This window comes from [Clostridium] hylemonae DSM 15053, assembly GCF_008281175.1.
GTDB classification, from domain to species: domain Bacteria; phylum Bacillota; class Clostridia; order Lachnospirales; family Lachnospiraceae; genus Extibacter; species Extibacter hylemonae.
This window is the reverse complement of the sequence record NZ_CP036524.1, coordinates 1,782,480-1,803,399: the sequence shown is the minus strand read 5'-3', so window position 1 is coordinate 1,803,399 and position 20,920 is coordinate 1,782,480. Positions and strand designations below refer to the sequence as shown.

The window sequence follows — 20,920 nt, the reverse complement described above, 5'->3', positions numbered from 1 at the left end:
AATTACCATCCTAATTTGATCAGCCAGTCATTCAAAACTCGTTCTCTTTGTCTGGGATCTTCTGTTTCCTTCCATCCGCCGAGCGCGATCTCATCCCTTATATTTCCATCTTCAATATACAGAACCCTGCTGCATCTGGACGCCACCTTCATGTCGTGCGTCACGAGCAGAATACTCGTTCCTTCCGCGTGGATGTGGTTCAGCTCCTCCATCACTTCTATAGAATTCTGTTTATTCAGCGAGCCGGTAGGTTCATCGGCAAAAATGATCTTCGGACAGTTTATAAGGCTCCGGCAGATGCAGGCCCTCTGAAGCTGTCCGCCCGATACCTCATTGATATCATTGCCGGCGATCTCACTGATGCCAAGCTTGTGCATCAATACTTTCGCGCGGTCGTTGATGCGCTCTCTGCCCTCTCTGCTTCTTCCTTCCGGCGACTGGCATGCCGGCAGGATAATATTATCATATATGGAGAGATTTTTCAGCATATACATCTGCTGGAACACAAATCCCATCTCTGTAAGCCTTAGATCGCTCATCTCGCCCGCCGTCAGGCCGGACATATTCCGGCCGAAGAACTCTACGTTTCCGGCAGTGGCACTGTCCATTCCGCTCACAGTATAAAGCAGCGTCGTCTTGCCCGATCCGGAGGGGCCCATGATCCCTACCATCTCACCTTCCTCTATCTCCAGATCAACGTTCCTGAGCACGTTGATCTGACGTTTGTTATTTATATATGTTTTACACAGATTTCTGACATTCAAGGCTCTCATATTACTTTCCTCCTATTCCAGGTTATTTAATTCCCTGATATCTATTTTTTTGATCTTCCTTGCCGCCAGATAAGACGCGGCTATTATTCCCGCCAGAAGTATACCCGGATATACGCCGTATATCTGCCATGGCACGACCTGTATATCCACATCAGCGCCCATGACCGCAAATATAGGCTTCAGCACCCACTGGTTGCTGGCGAGAGAGAGCGGAACTGCAGCTGCCATGGAGACGAGCGCGACGCCTGTCATGCGGAGCACCTGCCACGATCTTATGCTTCCATTTCTGAATCCCGTACTTTTCATCATGGCGATCTCGCCTTTTTCCCTCACGATGAAAAGCCGTTCCATCAGCAGGGTGATCAGCATGATCACACCACAGAGCATGGCTGTCATCGGCATTACCAGATCGTGAAGTGAATCCTGTATTCCTCCTACATTGCTGTCAACAGCTTCCTGGGCAGTTGACCAGTCGTAACCGGGCAGTTCTTTTTCAAGTATCTCAGCCGTCTTGGCCTGTGAGTTGTCCGTCTCCATATCCACCATGATATTCCACCAGCCGAACATTGCCTCGTCTCTAAGGTCTGTACCCGGATTTAACCGGGCGCTCCTTCCAAGCTGCATGTAATCAGAATACGTTCCTGTAATGAGAAAGCTGAACTTCTCACCACCGATCTCAGTCTCCACCTTGTCTCCGATCTCCCAGCCATTCTCCTCCATTATTTTTTGAGAAAAAGCGATCTCGTTTTGCAGTACAGGCGCCTCTCCGTCTATATATGTCATATACTTATTGTTCTCTCCAAGCGTCTGGACCGTCATGATTTTATTCCGCCCCTTTTTTCCGGGTTCCCCGTAGGAAAAAAAGTAGATCGGAAGTCCGGTGAGGGATGCATCATATCCTTTCTCTGCCAGCTCCTCCTCCACACGCTTCATCCCTTTTTCAAGTTCCCGTCCCGTCTTGTAACTGCTCTCTCCCGGACGCTCGATGCCGCCTACATACACGGCGCTGTCCGGATCAATAGCGAACTTAGCCGCCATCTCCCGGCTTCGCATCGTATTGAGCGTATTTAGGGGAATTGTTATCAAAATAAAGCTGAGACAGAAAGCGATCATGAGTATGAGGTATCTTCTGGTTTGTCTGCATATATCATTCAGGCCCAGATAAACCGGCACAGGCAGTTTTTTCCGAAGATGCAGGGTAAGTCCTCTTTTCCTTTTGTAATTTTCGCCTGTATGTCCGCCCCGTATGGCTGCTATGGCTGATATCTTATTTACTCTGCTCGTACATTTATAACAGAAAAGCAGTACAAAGAACACGACCGAAAGTGTGCACACAATGTTGACGCCCAGATTTGCGCTGCTGTCTTCCATGATCATGTTATTACTTACCCCGGCCACCATCTGCCTGCTCACCGGAACACTTGCCGCAAATCCGGTCAGAGCCCCGGCGCACACGAGCACAAAATATTTTGCCAGATAAATTTTCTGAATGGCAGATTCTTTCATACCGATTGCCTTCATAATGCCGATTTCCCTGTAATCCTCCTCGATCGTAAATACAAGTGTGAACCGCAGAAGCAGAAGCGCTACCAGTATGAGACAGATTCCGATCAGGATCAGCAGCGCCGCCATGATCATATCAAAAGAATATACGAGGGAGTATGTATCTTTTGTTATGGCATTGATGACTGTACCAAAGTTCTGATCGTTCAGTTCCTTGATGAATGGATTTACCTTATCCGTATCTACATAATATAAGCCGAATATATCACTGTCATTCTTATCGGTAAAATGTGCGTACTCATCCTCGTTTACGAGAATCCTGCTCATTCCAACCATCTCGTTTCCAAACGCGGCATCTTTTGTCTCTGCCTTGATCCGATATTCTCTGTTTTCATCTCCCAGACGTACTGTTACCGTATCTCCTTCCTTGAGGCCGTTCCTCTCCATAATGGATTTGCTTACCGCCGCCTCATTGTCGTTCAATACAAAAGGCGCTCCGTTTCGGTCATACACTCTGCAGTATCCGGCGTCTGTCGTACCAAGATACATTCCGCCTCCGCCGGAGTCGAGCGGTCCGTCCTTCCCGTCTTTTTCTACGGTGATATTTTTATTAATGAGAGCCATCAGCGTATTGTAATCGTATTCTTTTACGCCTGGTCCGTTCTTTTTGATCCAGCTTTCAATCTCTGTCCTCTCGCTGTCACCAATTACAATGAGGTTGACATCAGGCACATTGGCATAATCCATATAATACTCTACAGAAGAGGTTACGACGAGGATATTATTGACACTGCTGGCCAGAAATACAGTTGCCATAGTGATGAAAAGAAAAAGAATTATATTCACGCTTTTTCTCCGCCTCATATCTTTTTTTAATATGTTTCGTATCATAACAAGTTTCCTTTCCTTTTGTGGAACAGCAGCTGTCTCCATTTTCTGCCCCTGTCCGTTGTGAACAGTATAACGGACAGATTATTAAAAAATCCTTAAATCGCGAAAAAATTCCGATGGCGCAGCATTAAAATATTATCCGTGAAGTTCCGGCCGCGTGGTATAATCATTCTGGCGTCCGGACACATGACCACGGGATTCGGTAAAATAATTACAGCAAGTAAGATCAAGCGGCACTCTCTGTCTTTATTTATAATAAGGGAAGAACGGTAGAAACGGGGGAACAGACGAATGTACGAATGGCAGAAACAAATTCAGATGATCGTTGATGAGATCGACAGCTGCATTAAGAATTATAACGGCGAGGACTTAACACTTCGCTTTCTTTCCCGCAGACTCGGTTATTCCGAATTCTATACAACGAGGAAATTCAAAGAGATTTTGGGAATCCAGTTCAGAGACTATCTTAGACTGAGAAAACTGGCCTTTGCGCTGAAAGAGATCCGGGACAGCGAAAAAAGTATTCTGGATATTGCTTTTGACTATGGTTTTTCTTCACATGAAGCTTTTACAAGAGCTTTTAAAGGAACATATGGGGTAACGCCAAGCGAATACCGGAAGAATCCAAAGCCTGTCGTACTTCGCACAAAAATAAATCCTTTTGACCGTTACTTTTTAGGATTAGGAGAGATTGGCATGATAAAATCTACAGATGATGTCAAAATTTATTTCGTAACGATTCCAGCACACAAATTTCTGCACATCAAAAACTATGAAAGCAATGGATATTGGGATTTCTGGCAGAAACAGAATCAGATTCCGGGGCAGGACATCGAAACGATCTGCGGTCTGCTCGACAGCATCAAGGGCAAATTGGATGACGACGGCGGGAGCGATTCCAACAGCGGAAACGGACAGGTGATGGCATACATCAACGACCCGGACGGCAGGCTCTGCGATTGGGGAATTTTGCGGACCGAATGTTATGGAGCGCGGCTTCCGGCTGATCATAAAGGTGAAGTGCCTGCGCAGATGCTTATGATCGATATCCCCGAAGCTGAATATATCGTCTTTGAACACGGGCCTTTTGATTATGAACAGGAAAACCGCAGCGTAGAAGAAAAAGTGGAGAAGGCAATGGCAGACTTCGACTTTGAAGGCACAGGTTACTGCTATGATACTTCTCCCGGCAGAATAATCTATTTTTATCACAACCCGGAGAAATTCTGGAAGTATATCAGACCGATCAGAAAGTCGGAAACACTTATTTGTGATACGGTTCCCCATTTATGATCCGGTAACTCCGGTATATCTGCTCCAGCAGAATCACCCGCATCATCTGGTGCGGAAATGTCATGTTGGAAAAGCTGAGCCTGTAATTTGAACGCTTTGTAATATCTTCATGGAGACCGAGAGAACCTCCTATGGCAAATACAATACTGCTCGTCCCGTCAACGCCGAGTCTTTGAAGTTTGTCCGCCAGCGCGACAGAATCCGGCTGCTGTCCCTCGATCTCCAGCGTTACCACATAATCCGTGTCCTTTATATACTTCTGCAACCGCGCGGCCTCCTTTGCCTTGATCTGGCGCTCCAGCGCATCCCCGGCATTGTCCGGCGTCTTCTCGTCCTGTACCTCAACGATCTGCAGCCTGCAGTAGCGGCTCAGCCGCTTTTTGAATTCTTCTACCGCCTGTCGGTAAAATGACTCTTTTACTTTACCTACGGCAAGAATCGTAATATTCATTTTCTCTTTTCCCTTCCCAAAAATAACACATTCACACGCCTTCATATCACCGGAACACTATCCCAATGCGACATCCAGCACCATCATCAGGACGAAACCCAACGCAAAACCTACTGTGCCGATATTGCTGTGGCTCCCTTCCGCAGACTCAGGGATCAATTCCTCCACAACAACATATATCATGGCGCCGGCTGCGAACGCCAGCAGATACGGCAGTATCGGCGTGATGTAAGCGGCCAGAAGGACCGTGATCCCTCCCGCGATCGGCTCCACGACGCCGGATAAGGTTCCATAGAGGAACGCCTTTCCTCTTCCGTTTCCCTCACTCCGAATCGGCAGGGATACGATAAAGCCTTCAGGCAGGTTCTGGATCGCGATACCGATGGACAGGGCAAACGCCCCCGCAACTGTTACATTGGCATTATTTGTGAGCAGCCCTGCAAACACGGCACCACTTGATATACCTTCCGGTATATTATGTATGGTGACCGCCAGCACGAGCATGGTGGATTTTTTCAGCGTACACTTCGGTCCTTCAGACTCGTCACATCCGATATGCAGATGTGGGATCGCCTTGTCCAGAAACAGCAAAAACGCGATACCGATAATAAAGCCAACCGCTGCGGGCATGAAGGCGAATTTTCCCATGTCCTCTGACATATCCATCGCCGGTATGAGAAGCGACCAGACAGAAGCGGCGACCATGACGCCTGCCGCAAATCCAAGCAGCGCTTTCTGGATCAATGGTTTCAGTTCCCTGCGCATGAACAGTACGCACGCCGCTCCTGCCGTCGTGCCGATAAATGGTATCATTAAGCCCCAAAATATAGTCATATATATAAACCCTTCTTTCATATATTGTAAATTTCCTCATTATCATACCATATCCGCCGACTGCGGTATAGGGTAAAATTGAGCCGGAGATCCACGATACAGAAAAAGAACCGCAGCACATTGTAAGGCTGCGGTTCTGTATATATGTGTCTATTTACTGCTGAGCAGTTCATGTATCCCTTTTGCACCTGCTTTTCCGGCGCCCATGGCAAGAATAACCGTAGCTGCTCCGGTAACGGCGTCTCCTCCCGCGTATACACAAGCTTTGGATGTCTGCCCGTTCTCTTCCTCTGCCACGATACATTTTCTCCTGTTTGTCTCCAGACCTTTTGTCGTGGACGCGATCAATGGATTTGGAGAAGTTCCAAGTGACATGATAACTGTATCGAGTTCAATCTCATACTCAGAACCCGGGATCTCTACCGGGCGTCTTCTTCCGGAAGCGTCAGGCTCGCCGAGCTCCATCTTTATCACTCTCATGCCGCGTACCCATCCGTTTTCATCCACAAGGATCTCTTTCGGATTGGTGAGCAGATTGAAGATGATGCCTTCTTCCATTGCATGGTGTACTTCTTCCACTCTGGCCGGAAGTTCAGCCTCACTTCTTCTGTAAACGATATGTACTTCAGCGCCGAGACGAAGTGCGGTCCTCGCCGCGTCCATCGCCACGTTGCCGCCGCCTACGACAGCAACCTTCTTACCGGCCGCGATCGGAGTGTCATAGTTGTCATCAAATGCTTTCATCAGATTGCTTCTCGTCAGGTATTCATTTGCGGAGAACACACCGTTCGCCGTCTCTCCCGGTATACCCATGAACATTGGAAGCCCTGCACCGGAACCGATAAATACTGCCTCGAATTCTTCCTCTTCCATCAGCTGGTCGATCGTTGTTGATTTACCGATCACAACATTTGTCTCAAATTTTACTCCAAGCTCTTTTACCTTCTCGATCTCTTTCTTTACGACCTTTTCTTTCGGAAGACGGAACTCCGGAATACCGTATACAAGAACTCCACCCAGTTCGTGAAGCGCCTCAAATACAGTGACATCATATCCAAGCTTTGCCAGATCGCCTGCGCATGTAAGACCGGACGGTCCGGAACCGATGACGGCCACCTTATGTCCGTTCATCTTCTCAGCCTTCTGAGGTTTGATATCATGTTCCAGCGCATAATCGGCAACAAAACGCTCCAGCTTTCCGATAGATACCGGTTCCCCTTTGATCCCGCGGATACACTTGCACTCACACTGGGATTCCTGCGGGCACACACGTCCGCAGATGGCCGGAAGCGCTGAGGATTCTCCAATCACCTTGTAGGCGCCCTCAATGTCCCCTTCTTTTACTTTTGAGATAAATCCGGGGATATTGATCGCAACCGGACAGCCCTGGATACACTTTGCGTTTTTACAGTTCAGACAGCGGACAGCTTCTTCCATTGCCTCCTCTTTATTATATCCGTAGCAGACTTCTTCAAAGTTTGCCGCTCTTACTTTTGCCTCCTGCTCTCTCACAGGAACTTTCTTTAATACATCAGCCATTAGTTGTCACCTCCGCAGTTGCCACATCCGCCGTGATGGGTGTCGCCTTCTTGTATTTTCAGCAGCGCACGTCCCTCCTGAGTTTTGTACATCTGCTGTCTCTTCATTGCCTCGTCAAAGTTGACAAGGTGTCCGTCAAATTCCGGACCGTCAACGCATGCGAATTTAATGTCTTCCCCAACATGGAGACGGCACGCCCCGCACATTCCGGTCCCGTCTACCATTATCGGGTTCATGCTCACGATAGTCGGGATCCCGAGCTTCTTCGTCAGCAGACAGACGAACTTCATCATGATCATCGGTCCGATCGCCACGCAGACGTCATATTTATTTCCTTCTTCCACCAGCTTTTCTATCTTCGTGGTGACCATACCCGCATGGCCGTATGTACCGTCATCTGTACAAGGATAATAATTGCCCGCCACAGATTCCATCTCGTCTTCCAGAATAAGCATGTCTTTTGTCTTGGAACCTACGATGACATCCACATCCACTCCGTGCTCATGAAGCCATTTGACCTGAGGATATACAGGCGCGGCGCCGACACCGCCGCCAACGAACAGCATCTTTTTATTCTTCAGGCTCTCAATGTCCTCGTGAATGAATTCAGACGGACAGCCGAGAGGGCCTGTGAAATCTCTGAAATAATCTCCGGCTTTCAGTCCGGCCATCTTTTCTGTGGACGCGCCGACCGTCTGGAATACGATCGTGATCGTACCTGCTTCTCTGTCATAGTCACATATCGTAAGTGGGATTCTTTCCCCTTTTTCATCCATTTTTACGATGACAAACTGGCCTGGCTCACAATGTCTCGCGACACGGGGCGCTTCTACGTCCATAAGATAAATCTTATCAGCCGGATTTTCGGCTTTTAATATCTTGTACATCTCATTTCCTCCTAATATTTAATACTTATTCCATAATAATGCATATATTACAAAATATCAAGTAACTTATTTTCCGCAAAGCCAAATATTAACCACTAAAAAACAGGCGCTTTACGGCACCTGTTTTTATATGTAAGATTATTAAAAATCAACTTCTGTTCCGTAATAAATGCACGTAAATAATTTTTCCATGGCAGCCGGGTCTATCGAACGTGGGTTGGAGCCGGTACATGCATCGCCGACGGCAAGTTCAGAGATCTTTGCGATCTTTTCTTTAAATTCATTCTCTATGATCCCAAAATCTTTTAACGTTTTCGGAATGTCAAATTCTGCGTTCATAGCGTCTATCTTCTTGCAGAGGCTGTTGATAAGCGACCTTTCCGACGTACCGTCAAGTCCCATCCTGCGGGCGATCTCAGCATAGCGGGATGCTGCTGTGGCATCTTTAGCATTGTATTTGATCACGTATGGCAGATACATTGCATTGGCACATCCGTGTGTGATATGACCGGTGGAAAATGCCGCGCCAGTTTTGTGCGCCATAGAATGTACAATACCAAGCAAAGCATTTGAGAAGGCCATTCCTGCGAGGCACTGTGCGTAGTGCATCTGTTCTCTTGCATCCATATTGCCGTGATAGGAAGCCGGCAGATGATCGAGTACCATCTCTATGGCCTGCAGGGCAAGCGGATCGGTAAATGCACAGTTAAGTGTAGAGACATATGCTTCTATCGCATGTGTCAGTGCGTCCATACCTGTGTAGGCCACCTGCTTTACCGGAAGTGCTTCTACCAGTTCAGGGTCAACGATCGCAACATCCGGCGTGATGTTAAAGTCCGCAAGCGGATATTTCACTCCGGTCTCATAGTTTGTGATGACAGAAAAAGCCGTAACCTCAGTCGCAGTACCGGATGTAGACGGAATCGCAGCAAATTTTGCCTTCTGCCTCAATTCCGGGAAGTTAAACGGGATGCACAGATCCTCAAATGTTGTTTCCGGATATTCATAAAATGCCCACATCGCCTTAGCGGCGTCGATCGGTGAACCTCCGCCCATGGCCACGATCCAGTCAGGCTCAAACTTGCGCATCGCCTCTGCGCCTTTCATTACAGTCTCCACAGATGGGTCAGGCTCGACGCCTTCAAACAGCTCAACCTCCATACCCGCTTCCTTCAGATATCCGGCAGCTTTGTCCAGAAAGCCCTGACGCTTCATGGAACCTCCGCCCACGACAAGGATCGCCTTTTTGCCCTTTAGATTCTTCAACTCCTCCATACAGCCTTTTCCATGATATACGTCTCTTGGTAATGTAAATCTGCTCATTTTCCGCATCTCCTTTTGAATTATTTGTTAATAATTTATCAATATAGTTATTATAATCCTGTTAAATAATTAACGCAATAGAATAAAAGGAAAATTTTGTATTTATTTACGTACAATTCGATGAATTTTGAAAGGGGTCAGACCCCCGCAAGCGGAGGGGTCTGACCCCCTTCAAAATTCTTTATATTTTCTGACAATTTATTCTGGTTCGTACATATAATTTCTCGTTGTGATCCCGCTCATCCGTCCTTTGGCGTTAACAAGAACAGCCTTGAATATTGTCTCGCCCTGCGGCATGTCGATCGGTCCCTCATATTTTGTGGAGGCGGTAGTCGGATCGCTCTTATCCATCGTATAGTAGGCCTCATAACCGTCAGGCACTTTGATCTCTATCTGCGCGGCCGTATCGTACTGGCCCGTGGACGGAGATACGGCAGGGGCGTCCTCTACCGGCAGTTCAATAGTAAATGTCTTCTTCACCGGAAGGCTCGGCACACCCTCTTTGTTCACGGCTATGGCCGTGATAATGTTTTCGCCTTCGCCAAGCTGGATCGGTTCTTTGTACTTCTCACTTTTCGTACTCGGTTCGCTTCCGTCTGTCGTGTAATAAATTGCCGCCTCGTCAGACTTAAGCGTAAGTTCCTGTACTTCCTCGTACGTCTCCTTGTCGTCCAGACTGAAGGACGGACCGTCTATGATGAACCCGCCCAGCCTTTCTGCCACGCTGTCATCCACATCCTCAAGAAGTACGGGAATCTCCATCTTCTGGTCTGTGTCCATATAAAAACTTACACACGCTTCATAGAGGTCCGCGTTTTTCGTCTGCTTATCGATGGCATTCAAAAATACGTCCTCCGCCTTCTCCAGATCGTCCTGGGCGATATATACTTTGGACAGTCCCGTATATGCCTCTGCTTTTTCCGGCTTCTTTGAGATGGCCTTCTTAAAATAAGTCTCCGCCTTCTCGTAAGCTTTTTCCTTCTGCGCGCTGTAACCTTTATTTACAATGCCGTTGTAAGAATTCTGATAGCATACGACTCCGGCCGCCACAGCGGCAACGACAAGTACAGCCAGAATGATAAGAACCTTCCTGCGCTTTTTCCGTTTCAGGGCTTTCCGCCGTTCCATCTGTCTTCTGCGCTGTTCTTTCTCTGACATCATTCTGCCTGTCGTATTTCTGCCTGTATTGCGCCCCGTGTTTCTGCCCACAGAGCTTCTTCCGGTATTTCTTCCGGTATTTGTGTTCCGCCTTGCGTTTGTATTCCGCCCGGTGCCTGTATTTCTGCGCCTTGCGGGTATGTCTCCCGTAAACATATCGTAATCACTTCCGGATAAAGCGCCGTCTTCCTCATTGATAGACACCTTTATCTGTGCCGTGAGCATATCATCTAAAGGATTATAGTCGGGAACAATACGTACTTCCTTTCCGCACTCCCCGCAATATAACATACCCTCCGGTATTTCGTGCCCGCAATACCTACATTTCATCTTTACGTTAACCTCCTACTTCCTTGCAGCCTCAACACAATTGCTCATCAGCATGGCTATTGTCATCGGCCCAACTCCTCCTGGAACTGGTGTGATTGCCGCCGCTTTCTCTTTTACGCCGTCAAAGTCCACATCTCCGCACAGTTTGTTATTCTCATTCCTGTGTATTCCGACATCAACGACGACTGCCCCTTCTTTTATATATTCTGCCGTTATAAACTTCGGTTTCCCGACTGCAGCGACCAGAATATCTGCCCTCTTTGTCACTTCCCTCAACTGTTTTGTTCTCGAGTGTGCCACTGTGACGGTTCCATTTTCCCGCAGCAGAAGCATGGCCATAGGCTTACCCACGATATTGCTCCTGCCTACGACGACGCACTCCTTCCCCTCGATCTCAATACCGGACCGCTTCAGCATCTGGATGATCCCCGCCGGTGTGCAGGGTACAAAGCCCTTCTCTCCGATGCAGAGCCTTCCCACACTCTCCGGGTGAAACCCATCCACATCCTTGTCCGGATGTATGGCACGGATCACGGCATCTTCGTTGATATGCCCCGGCAGCGGAAGCTGAACGAGAATCCCGTTCACCTTATCGTCCCGGTTCAGCCTGTCGATCAGGGACAGCAGCTCTGCCTCAGAAGTCTGCTCCTCAAGCTCATATGACAGTGATTCGATCCCAACCTGATCACATGCCTTTTTCTTATTCCCGACATAGATGGACGAAGCCGGATCACCGCCGACCTGTACGACTGCAAGACAGACGTGCCTGCCTTCTTCTGCAAGCAGTGCGGTCTCCTTCTTCAGTTCCTCCTTTATCTGTGCGGAAATTGCTTTCCCGTCAATTAACATGGCCATATTACATATCTCCTTAGAATAATCCTGTTATACTGCCTGATTCAGATACATCGATGCCGTTTGCCGCCGGCACCTTCGGAAGCCCGGGCATCGTCATCACCGCTCCTGTGAGCGCGACCACGAAACCAGCGCCTGCGCTTACATAGACTTCCCTGATATGAATGTCGAAATCCGTCGGACGTCCAAGCTTCTTGGCATCGTCAGAAAGGGAATACTGGTTCTTTGCCATACAGACCGGCAGATTCCCAAATCCCATCGACGCGATCTTCGCAAGCTGCTTCTGGGCGGCCGGTTCGTATACAACACCACGTGCTCCGTAGATTTCCCGTGATATCGTCTCGATCTTCTCTTCCAGTGACAGCTCATCTTCGTACAGCGTATGGAAGTTGCTCTCTTTATTCTCCAGCGTATCCAGCACCTTTTCTGCCAGCGCGACGCCGCCTTCTCCACCCTTCTCCCACACTTCTGACAGTGCGAACTCACAGCCCTTTTGCTCGCAGAACTTCCGGATGAACTCATTCTCGGCATCCGTATCTGTGATAAAGGAATTCAGGGTGACAACTACAGGAATATCATATTTCTGAATATTCTCTATATGTTTCTCAAGATTTACGATTCCCCTTTTCAGGGCTTCTATATTCTCTTTTGACAAATCATTTTTAGCAACTCCACCATTATACTTCAAAGCGCGCACAGTTGCAACCAAAACTACCGCGTCTGGTTTAAATCCTGCTTTTCTGCACTTGATATCCAGAAATTTTTCCGCGCCGAGATCCGCGCCGAAGCCTGCTTCTGTTATCGTGATATCGCTCAGTTTCAGCGCCATCTTCGTCGCCCGCACACTGTTACATCCGTGAGCGATGTTGGCAAAAGGTCCTCCGTGCACAAGCGCCGGCGTATGCTCCAGCGTCTGGATCAGATTCGGTTTGATCGCATCCTTCAAAAGCGCGGTCATGGCGCCGGTCGCCTCCAGATCATCTGCTGTGACCGGTTCCCCCGCAAAATCATAAGCCACGATGATCCTTCCAAGCCTTTTCTTCAGATCGTGAATGTCGTCCGCCAGACAGAGGATCGCCATGATCTCAGACGCCACCGTGATCACGAAATGATCTTCCCGCACCATTCCGTCCATTTTGCTGCCGAGTCCCACCACGATATTGCGAAGATTTCTATCATTCATGTCCAGGCATCTCTTCCAGACGACCTGTCTCGGATCGATCTGGAGCGCATTACCCTGCTGGATGTGATTGTCCAGAAGAGCAGCCAGCAGATTATTCGCAGAAGTGATCGCGTGAAAATCTCCGGTAAAATGCAGATTCAAATCTTCCATAGGCACGACCTGTGCATATCCTCCGCCGGCCGCCCCGCCCTTGATCCCGAAACACGGGCCAAGAGACGGTTCTCTGAGCGCGATGATTGCTTTTTTATCCAGCCTGGCCATCGCTTCTCCAAGACCTACCGTCGTCGTTGTTTTTCCTTCACCGGCAGGCGTCGGGTTTATGGCTGTAACGAGAACAAGCTTTCCGTCCGGCCTGTCCTTTATCTTCTCCCACACATCGTCGGACAGTTTCGCTTTATACTTTCCGTAGAACTCAAGCTCATCTTCCTCAATTCCAACCTGGGCCGCAACCTCTTTGATGTGCGCCATTTCTGCTTCCTGTGCAATCTGAATATCTGTTTTCATTTGTCAACCCTTTCCTTTCCTCTGATTCTTCAGGCTTATTCTTCCATATAGCGTTCAAACTCTTCGGCCGTCATAAGTATCTTTCTCGGTTTTGTCCCTTCTTCACCGCCCACAACACCAGCTTCGCACAGCTGGTCCATGATCCGGGCAGCCCGGTTGAATCCGATCTTAAACGTCCGCTGCAGCATGCCGATGGATGCTTTCTCTTTCTCTATAATGAGGCGTCCCGCATCTGCAAAATACAGGTCGCGTTCCTCACCGTCCGCTGAGCCAGGTCCGGCATTTCCGCCGGCCGCACTCGTATTTACGTGATTTTCTATCTCTTCACTGTATGTAGCATCTCCGTTGTGATCCTTCAGGTACTCTACGACGCTCTGCACTTCCTTGTCTGATACAAAGGCTCCCTGCACCCTGGCAGGCTTCTGGTATCCGGACGGATAAAAAAGCATATCCCCTTTCCCGAGCAGCTTCTCCGCGCCGTTCATATCTATGATCGTCCTGGAATCCACACCGGAGGACACGGAAAATGCGATCCTGGAAGGCATGTTTGCCTTTATCAGCCCTGTGATAACGTTGACAGACGGCCTCTGCGTCGCTATGACAAGATGGATCCCCGCCGCTCTCGCCAGCTGTGCGAGACGGCAGATTGCCTCCTCCACCTCTCCGGGCGCCACCATCATCAGATCAGCCAGCTCGTCCACGATGATCACGATCTGAGGCATCTTCTCAGGCTTCCTGCCTTCTATCACCGGCATCTCCGGTACTTTATCATTATATCCTTTGATATCACGCACGTTATATTCCGCAAATGCCTTGTACCGGCGCTCCATCTCAGCCACCGCCCAGTTCAGGGCGCCGGCCGCCTTCTTCGGGTCTGTGACGACCGGGATCATCAGGTGGGGGATGCCGTTATATACACTCAGCTCAACGACCTTGGGATCCACCATGATCAGTTTCACCTCATCCGGAGCCGCCTTATACAATATGCTCATAATAAGTGTGTTGATGCACACAGACTTTCCGGAGCCTGTAGCGCCTGCCACAAGCAGATGAGGCATCCTGGCAATATCTGTTACGACTGCCTTTCCTCCTATATCTTTACCCGCCGCAAATGAAAGCTTTGACGCGCTGTTTTTAAATTCCGCGGTTTCCAGCAGGTCTCTGAGCATGACCGCCGCATTCTCCTTGTTCGGAACCTCGATCCCGACAGCCGCCTTTCCCGGTATCGGCGCTTCGATCCGAATATCAGCGGCCGCCAGGTTGAGCTTGATATCGTCCGCCAGACCTACGATCTTGCTCACTTTGACCCCCATTTCCGGCTGAAGTTCATACCGCGTCACTGCAGGACCACAGCTTACATTTGTGACTGTTACGTTGACCCCGAAGTTCTGGAGCGTCTGCTGCAGCTTCATCGCTGTCTCGCGCAGAGCGGCGTCCGACTCCCCGGAATTCTTCTTCCCTTTCGTGAGCAGTGAAATGGGCGGATACTTATATGCTTTCTTCGGCCTCGCCTCAGCAGCAGCCACGCTGGCTGCCACTCCGGCCGCCTCTGCCGCAATGCCTGCCCTGTCCTGTCCTTTTCCCGCCGCGTTTGCAGATCTTACAGGTATGGCCGGTTCTTCCTCTGCCTCAGGAACCTGCTCTTCCTGTACTTCAGCCATCCTTGGCATCTCACCGCGGTTAATGACAAACTGCGGTTCTTCTGCCTTCTCCTGAACAGAGAGATCCGGCGGGGCGGCTGTCAGCTCTTTTAATTCCGGAGATTTTTTCGCGATAGTGGTATCAAACGATACTCCTTCCACATGGTGGGCTGTCCGCTTTTTATCCTCCCTGCGCGCATCGCGTCTGGTTTCCCGTTCAGCCTTTCTCTCTTCTGCCTGCTCCCGTCTTCTCTGTGCATCTTTCTTTGCCTTGTCATATGCCTTATCACTGTGCTTTTTCACGCCTTTCAGCGCCGACTTTCCCGTGATGATCACAAGGCAGATGATGATGAGAATGATATCCACCACATATGTACCTGCTGTTCCGATGGCCGGCACGAGCGCTCCCGCGAGAACCTCTCCGAGGTCTCCGCCGCGGCCGTCGATCAGGTGGAGCAGCATACATACGAGAACGAGCAGCACTAACCCGGCCGCTGCTTTCATATACGCGGAAAAATTGCCTTTATTGGACACAATAAAGGCAACAAATCCAAACAATACAAATGGGATCACATATGCCGCCCATCCAAATACATCTATAAGAAATGACGAAATGGCCGCTCCCACAAGTCCGCCCATTCCAAAATTACTGATCAGAATCAGGATGCTGACGGCAAGCGCGGACCAAATGATGATCTCATCCCTCACAAAGCTCTGCTCATTATTTTTCTTCTTTGTCTGCCGCGTACTCTTCCTTTTTTTTGACTTTGCAGCCATACTATTTCCCCCTTATTTATTGGCACATACTATATATAGTATAGCATCTTTAAAAAGGGCTGTCATTACATATTTTTATGCTTTTTCTGCCGTTCCCCGTCTATCATTTCGTGCAATTTATGCAACGCCTGGCTCATACCGCCGACTTCATCTATAAGCCCTTCCTTCACAGCGTCCTCGCCTTCCAGCAGCGTGCCTACGTCTTTTACGAGTTCTGTCGGATTCAGCATGAGCTTCTCAATGCGTTCCTGGCTCATATTGGAATGTTTGGAAAGGAAACGGGTTATTCTGTCCTGTGTGCGCAGCATATTGCGCAGGCTTTGTTCTACCCCTATGAACATACCGCTGGAACGTACCGGATGTATGATCATCGTTCCGCTCGGCACGATAAATGAATACTGTGCGGACACTGCCAGAGGACCGCCGATCGAGTGGCTTCCTCCCAGTACGAGCGACACGGTCGGCTTGCTCAGTGATGCGATCATCTCCGCTATAGAGAGTCCTGCCTCAACATCTCCGCCAAGCGTATTCAGCAGAATGAGCATGCCTTCTATCTCCTCACTGTCCTCCACCTCGGCAAGCATCGGCAGTAAATGTTCGTATTTTGTGGCCTTTGTATTGCCTGATACCGCCTCGTGGCCCTCGATCTCTCCGATGATCGTCAGAAGCTTGATCCGGTGGCTGCTTTTGTTTTCATCCAGGTTTATGCTTCCCATCTCTTTTATCTCATTATTTTTCTGTTCTTCTTTCTCTTGATCTGCCATGTAAAAAACACCTCCATACCATTTTTAATAGTATGAAGGTGTTTTGCATATTTTATACTTGCATTAATGCCTGTTCCAAATCTGCGGTAATGTCATCGATATTTTCTATTCCCACGCTGAACCGGATCAGATCCGGCTGGACGCCAGCTTCCAGAAGCTCCTGTTCATTCATCTGGCGGTGGGTATGGCTCGCCGGGTGAAGAACGCAGCTTCTCGCATCCGCCACATGTGTCACGATCGCGATCATCTTGAGACTGTCCATCATCCTCACGGCCGCGTCTCTTCCCTTTTTCAGTCCGAATGTGATAACGCCGCATGTACCGTCCGGCATATACTTCTGCGCCAGATCATAATATTTGTCACCCGGCAGCGCCGGGCAGCTTACCCATGCGACTTTTTCATGGTTCTTAAGATACATTGCAGCCGCCAGCGCATTTTGGCAGTGGCGTTCCATGCGAAGCGCCAGCGTCTCAAGACCGATGTTAAGCAAAAAGGCATTCTGCGGCGCCTGGATCGAACCGAGGTCTCTCATGAGCTGAGCGGTCGCTTTTGTGATATATGCGCCTTTGCCAAAGCGTTCGGTGTAGACGATGCCGTGATAAGTCTCATCAGGAGTCGTAAGCCCCGGGAACTTCCCGGCATGTGCTTCCCAGTCAAAATTACCGCTATCCACGATGGCCCCTCCCACACTTGTCGCATGTCCGTCCATATACTTCGTCGTAGAGTGTGTGACGATATCCGCTCCCCACTCGAACGGGCGGCAGTTGACCGGCGTGGCAAATGTATTGTCAACGATAAACGGCACTCCGTGTGTGTGAGCCGCCTTCGCAAACTTTTCAAGATCAAGGACTACAAGCGCAGGATTGGCGATCGTCTCCCCGAAAACGGCTTTCGTATTGTCCCGGAACGCCCCGTCCAGTTCTTCTTCCGTGCAATCCGGATCTACAAACGTAGCCTCCACACCCATCTTTCTGATCGTGTGGGCATACAGATTATATGTACCTCCGTAAAGCGCTGACGTGCATACGATATGGTCCCCCGCCTCCACGATATTCATGATGGCATAGAAACTGGCCGCCTGACCGGAAGATGTGAGCATCGCGGCCACACCGCCCTCCATATCACAGATTTTAGCCGCCACGGCGTCATTGGTCGGATTCTGAAGTCTTGTATAGAAATAGCCGGATTCCTCCAGATCAAACAGACGTCCCATCTGCTCGCTGTTGTCATACTTAAACGTCGTGCTCTGGTAGATCGGAAGAATTCTAGGCTCTCCGTTTCCAGGCTGGTATCCTGACTGGATACATTTTGTTTCCATTTTATAATTGCTCATACAAGTCCTCCTATGAATATAAATATTTTTTCTGTAAGCCGCGGACCATACGCGTGTACAGCTCTTTGCACCGTTCTTTTTCCCCTGCCTCGATACAGCTGATACACGGGGCAAGGCAGTCTCTGTACAGTGCTTCATATATATGTTCTGCGTCTTTCTGCATATTGATGATCTGCACGATACCGGGCGCTATGTCATAATACTCTTCCACGAGAGCTTTCCCGTCCTCTGTACTCATCATATAATCATCTCTGTAGGCGCGGAGTGTCCTGAGCTCATAACAGTCGTCCGGCTTGTCCTGCTGTTCACAGACCGCTGTTGTGATAAAGCAGAAGCCTTTTTTAAAGCCCCCCGCGATATCATCATAACTCGACTGCCCGAGTGTGAGCGTTGTGACACCCTTTTCATTCCAGGCTTCCACCATTTTGGAGGCGATCTTTTCACAGTATTCGTTATGTGTGTATGTAAGCATCGGCACGACGTAGACTGCCATGTTCATATTGTAGTCTACAGAAAACCGTTCCTTCTTTCCCTTTGACAATGCCTGCATTTTTTCAAAAGCATAGTCCGGAATGACAAGCGCAAGTTCCGCCGCCACCGCTTCCCTCTCATCCTCCGGCGCTTCCTCGCACAGCCGGGCGACGGCCGCCACCGTACCTTTATACTTGTCATAACAGTCTTTAAATATGCCTTCGTATGTCTTGCGTTTAAAATGTTTGATCTGCGTCAGCATCTCTTCAAAGAGCTGGATCAATTCCTGCTTCGTCTGTTCCATATGTCTCCTCCATTGTCTGCACAGCAGCGCATTATCCTTCGTCCCCGCACAGACTTCGTCCATCATTCGTCCCAGTTATGGTATACGTCTTGTACGTCGTCGTCATCGTCGAGCATGTCCAGAGTCTTCTGGATATTCTGGATGTCTTTCGGATCAGTGAGTTCCACGTATGTCTGCGGAATCATCGTCACTTCCGCCGCCGCCATGGGAATGCCGGCCTCTTCGAGCGCCAGCCTGACTGTACTGAAGTCCTCCGGCGTGGTGACGATCTCATAGCTGTCCTCTTCTTCCGCGAAATCTTCCGCCCCGGCATCGAGCGCCTGCATCATCAGGTCGTCCGCATCGCCTTCATATTCCTCTTTTGACACGATGATCTGTCCCTTTTTGTCAAACATAAAGGACACGCATCCCGGTGTTCCGACGTTGCCGCTTCCTTTCGTAAATGCGTTCTTTACGTTTGTAGCAGTTCTGTTCCGGTTGTCGGTGAGCGCCTCAACGATAATAGCTGTTCCGTTCGGCCCGTAGCCTTCATATGTAATATATTCGTAATTGGCGGCGTTTGCGTCTCCGTCCGCCTTCTTGATATTCCTGTCGATCGTGTCGTTCGGCATGTTGTTTGCCTTAGCCTTTGCTATGACGTCACGCAGACGGCTGTTGTTTGCCGGGTCGGCGCTTCCGCCTTCTTTTACCGCCACGGCAAGTTCCTTACCGATCTTGGTGAAAATCTTGCCCTTGGCGGCATCATTTTTTTCTTTCTTATGCTTGATATTTGCAAATTTTGAATGTCCTGACATGTTCTAAATCTCTCCTTATACCTTATCTTTTCGCTGTTTCCCGCACTTTTTCTATTCTAGCACTCTTCGTTTAGTTTTTCAATCTTAACTCTTTCGATCGTATTATTATCTACGGAAAGAACAGTGAACCGGTATCCATCGTATTCCACGATGCATGTCTCCTCCTCAGACGGGATCCTGTCCAGCTGGTCAACAAGGAAACCGTTGAGTGTCTCGTATTCTTCTTTTTCAAATGTCATCGGCAGCATATCTTCCAGATCCTCCAGATCTGTCATACCGCTCGCAATACATCTGCCGTCCGGAAGTATCTCGATCAGCTCTTCTTCTTCGTCATATTCGTCGAGAATATTGCCGACGATCTCTTCCAGAATATCTTCCATAGCCACAAGTCCGGATGTCTGCCCATATTCATCCAGCACGATCGCGATGTGATTTTTCTCCGCCTGCATCTCTTTAAATAAGGTATCAATACTTTTTGTCTCCGGAATAAACGCCACCGGCCTTATGTAGTCGTCAAGCTGCTTGACCGGCATCTGGCGCAGGTCTTCGTTAAAATAGCAGGTCATCGCCTCCCGGAGATGTATCGTGCCGATGATCTCGTCAATGCCCTCCTCATATATCGGAAAACGGGAATAGCTCTCATCAAGCATGAACCTGAGGGCATCCGCGAGCTTTTCATTTCCGTCGATAGCCACGATATTTTTTCTGTGTGTCATAATGTCCTTTGCGTCTTTATCCATATAACGGAATATATTGCGGATCAATTCCGCCGCTTCTTTCCAGACACCTTCGTCTTCAACATCCTCTTTGATCTGAAATATCTGTTTCATTCTCTGAAACAAACTGCCTTCTTCCATAACTGTTTTTCTAAACTCCTTTTACTATGTATGAAGCTCGAAGCTGATCTTCAGCGCCTCATCTACTTTGTTCATTATTTGTTTGTCAAGGTGGCAGACAAGGTCTTTGAGTCTCTGTTTGTCAATTGTCCTCACCTGTTCCAGCAATATGACTGAATTTTTCACTATCTGGTATTTTTTCGCATCGATCTCCACGTGTGTCGGCAGCTTCGCCTTGTTCATCTTTGATGTGATGGCGGCACAGATGACCGTAGGGCTGTGTTTGTTCCCTATATCGTTCTGTATTATCAATACAGGCCTGATGCCGCCCTGTTCTGATCCGACTACCGGACTTAAGTCCGCATAATATATATCTCCACGTCTAACCTGCACTCTATTTCACACTCCATTTACTTAAGATAAAATTAGTATTTCCATCTTTTTCAAATGTATTCTATAGAGCTGCAGTAATACCGTGAT

At 48.9% G+C, this 20,920-nt stretch carries 18 protein-coding genes; 1 reads left to right on the top strand and 17 read right to left on the bottom strand.

The features are described 5' to 3' along the window. Positions 1–2 precede the first annotated feature (2 nt). Together LAJLEIBI_RS08225 and LAJLEIBI_RS08220 are read right to left on the bottom strand one after the other, a co-directional pair. Positions 3–773 (bottom strand): ABC transporter ATP-binding protein, encoded by a 771-nt coding sequence (locus tag LAJLEIBI_RS08225; RefSeq protein WP_006441322.1) that lies wholly within the window; start codon positions 771–773, stop codon positions 3–5. Positions 774–785: 12 nt separating this feature from the next. Next, positions 786–3,092, bottom strand: a complete 2,307-nt coding sequence (locus tag LAJLEIBI_RS08220) for an ABC transporter permease (RefSeq protein WP_243132936.1) — start codon at positions 3,090–3,092, stop codon at positions 786–788. A gap of 366 nt (positions 3,093–3,458) precedes the next feature. Here LAJLEIBI_RS08220 and LAJLEIBI_RS08215 point away from each other — a divergent pair, with 366 nt between their 5' ends. Continuing rightward, the gene (locus tag LAJLEIBI_RS08215; protein ID WP_006441319.1) at positions 3,459–4,460 is read left to right on the top strand and encodes a helix-turn-helix transcriptional regulator; all 1,002 of its coding nucleotides are present in this window, start codon (positions 3,459–3,461) and stop codon (positions 4,458–4,460) included. On the opposite strand, the gene rlmH is transcribed toward LAJLEIBI_RS08215, so the two are convergent. The 15 genes from rlmH to LAJLEIBI_RS08140 form a co-directional block, all read right to left on the bottom strand. Then, positions 4,432–4,911, bottom strand: a complete 480-nt coding sequence (gene rlmH / locus LAJLEIBI_RS08210; protein ID WP_040435258.1) for a 23S rRNA (pseudouridine(1915)-N(3))-methyltransferase RlmH — start codon at positions 4,909–4,911, stop codon at positions 4,432–4,434. The two genes, LAJLEIBI_RS08215 and rlmH, sit on opposite strands and share 29 nt — an antisense overlap. Positions 4,912–4,968: 57 nt before the next feature. Further along, positions 4,969–5,745 carry a ZIP family metal transporter gene (locus tag LAJLEIBI_RS08205; RefSeq protein WP_040435256.1) on the bottom strand — a complete coding sequence of 259 codons (777 nt, stop codon included), beginning with the start codon at positions 5,743–5,745 and terminating at the stop codon, positions 4,969–4,971. A 150-nt stretch (positions 5,746–5,895) separates the two neighbouring features. Beyond that, positions 5,896–7,284, bottom strand: coding sequence for an NADPH-dependent glutamate synthase (gene gltA, locus LAJLEIBI_RS08200; protein WP_006441315.1), 1,389 nt, complete (start codon positions 7,282–7,284; stop codon positions 5,896–5,898). Further along, positions 7,284–8,171, bottom strand: a complete 888-nt coding sequence (locus LAJLEIBI_RS08195; protein ID WP_006441314.1) for a sulfide/dihydroorotate dehydrogenase-like FAD/NAD-binding protein — start codon at positions 8,169–8,171, stop codon at positions 7,284–7,286. Before LAJLEIBI_RS08195 ends, gltA begins: the two co-directional genes overlap by 1 nt. A 141-nt stretch (positions 8,172–8,312) precedes the next feature. After that, positions 8,313–9,494 carry an iron-containing alcohol dehydrogenase gene (locus LAJLEIBI_RS08190; protein WP_040434523.1) on the bottom strand — a complete coding sequence of 394 codons (1,182 nt, stop codon included), beginning with the start codon at positions 9,492–9,494 and terminating at the stop codon, positions 8,313–8,315. Between the two features lie 198 nt (positions 9,495–9,692). After that, complete coding sequence (locus LAJLEIBI_RS08185; protein ID WP_040434521.1) at positions 9,693–10,982, bottom strand: DUF515 domain-containing protein; 1,290 nt, start codon at positions 10,980–10,982, stop codon at positions 9,693–9,695. A 15-nt stretch (positions 10,983–10,997) separates the two neighbouring features. Then, entirely contained in the window at positions 10,998–11,837 is an 840-nt protein-coding gene (folD, locus tag LAJLEIBI_RS08180) for a bifunctional methylenetetrahydrofolate dehydrogenase/methenyltetrahydrofolate cyclohydrolase FolD (RefSeq protein ID WP_006441310.1), read from the bottom strand. Positions 11,838–11,850: 13 nt separating this feature from the next. After that, positions 11,851–13,521, bottom strand: a complete 1,671-nt coding sequence (locus tag LAJLEIBI_RS08175) for a formate--tetrahydrofolate ligase (RefSeq protein ID WP_006441309.1) — start codon at positions 13,519–13,521, stop codon at positions 11,851–11,853. A gap of 35 nt (positions 13,522–13,556) precedes the next feature. Beyond that, positions 13,557–15,938, bottom strand: a complete 2,382-nt coding sequence (locus LAJLEIBI_RS08170) for an FtsK/SpoIIIE family DNA translocase (protein WP_006441308.1) — start codon at positions 15,936–15,938, stop codon at positions 13,557–13,559. Between the two features lie 65 nt (positions 15,939–16,003). After that, positions 16,004–16,702: a ClpP family protease gene (locus LAJLEIBI_RS08165; protein WP_006441307.1), complete on the bottom strand. Its 699-nt coding sequence runs from the start codon at positions 16,700–16,702 to the stop codon at positions 16,004–16,006. Positions 16,703–16,754: 52 nt separating this feature from the next. Further along, a complete protein-coding gene (locus tag LAJLEIBI_RS08160) occupies positions 16,755–18,035 on the bottom strand; it encodes an O-acetylhomoserine aminocarboxypropyltransferase/cysteine synthase family protein (protein ID WP_006441306.1) in 1,281 nt (426 codons plus the stop codon). Between the two features lie 10 nt (positions 18,036–18,045). After that, positions 18,046–18,810, bottom strand: coding sequence for a CFI-box-CTERM domain-containing protein (locus LAJLEIBI_RS08155; RefSeq protein WP_040434519.1), 765 nt, complete (start codon positions 18,808–18,810; stop codon positions 18,046–18,048). Between the two features lie 62 nt (positions 18,811–18,872). Further along, the gene (locus tag LAJLEIBI_RS08150; RefSeq protein ID WP_138263604.1) at positions 18,873–19,604 is read right to left on the bottom strand and encodes a YebC/PmpR family DNA-binding transcriptional regulator; all 732 of its coding nucleotides are present in this window, start codon (positions 19,602–19,604) and stop codon (positions 18,873–18,875) included. 56 nt (positions 19,605–19,660) lie between these two features. Then, on the bottom strand, positions 19,661–20,461 hold the full coding sequence (locus LAJLEIBI_RS08145) for a hemolysin family protein (protein ID WP_006441303.1): 801 nt from the start codon (positions 20,459–20,461) through the stop codon (positions 19,661–19,663). Between the two features lie 24 nt (positions 20,462–20,485). Beyond that, positions 20,486–20,833 carry a type II toxin-antitoxin system PemK/MazF family toxin gene (locus LAJLEIBI_RS08140; protein ID WP_006441302.1) on the bottom strand — a complete coding sequence of 116 codons (348 nt, stop codon included), beginning with the start codon at positions 20,831–20,833 and terminating at the stop codon, positions 20,486–20,488. Positions 20,834–20,920: the final 87 nt, after the last annotated feature.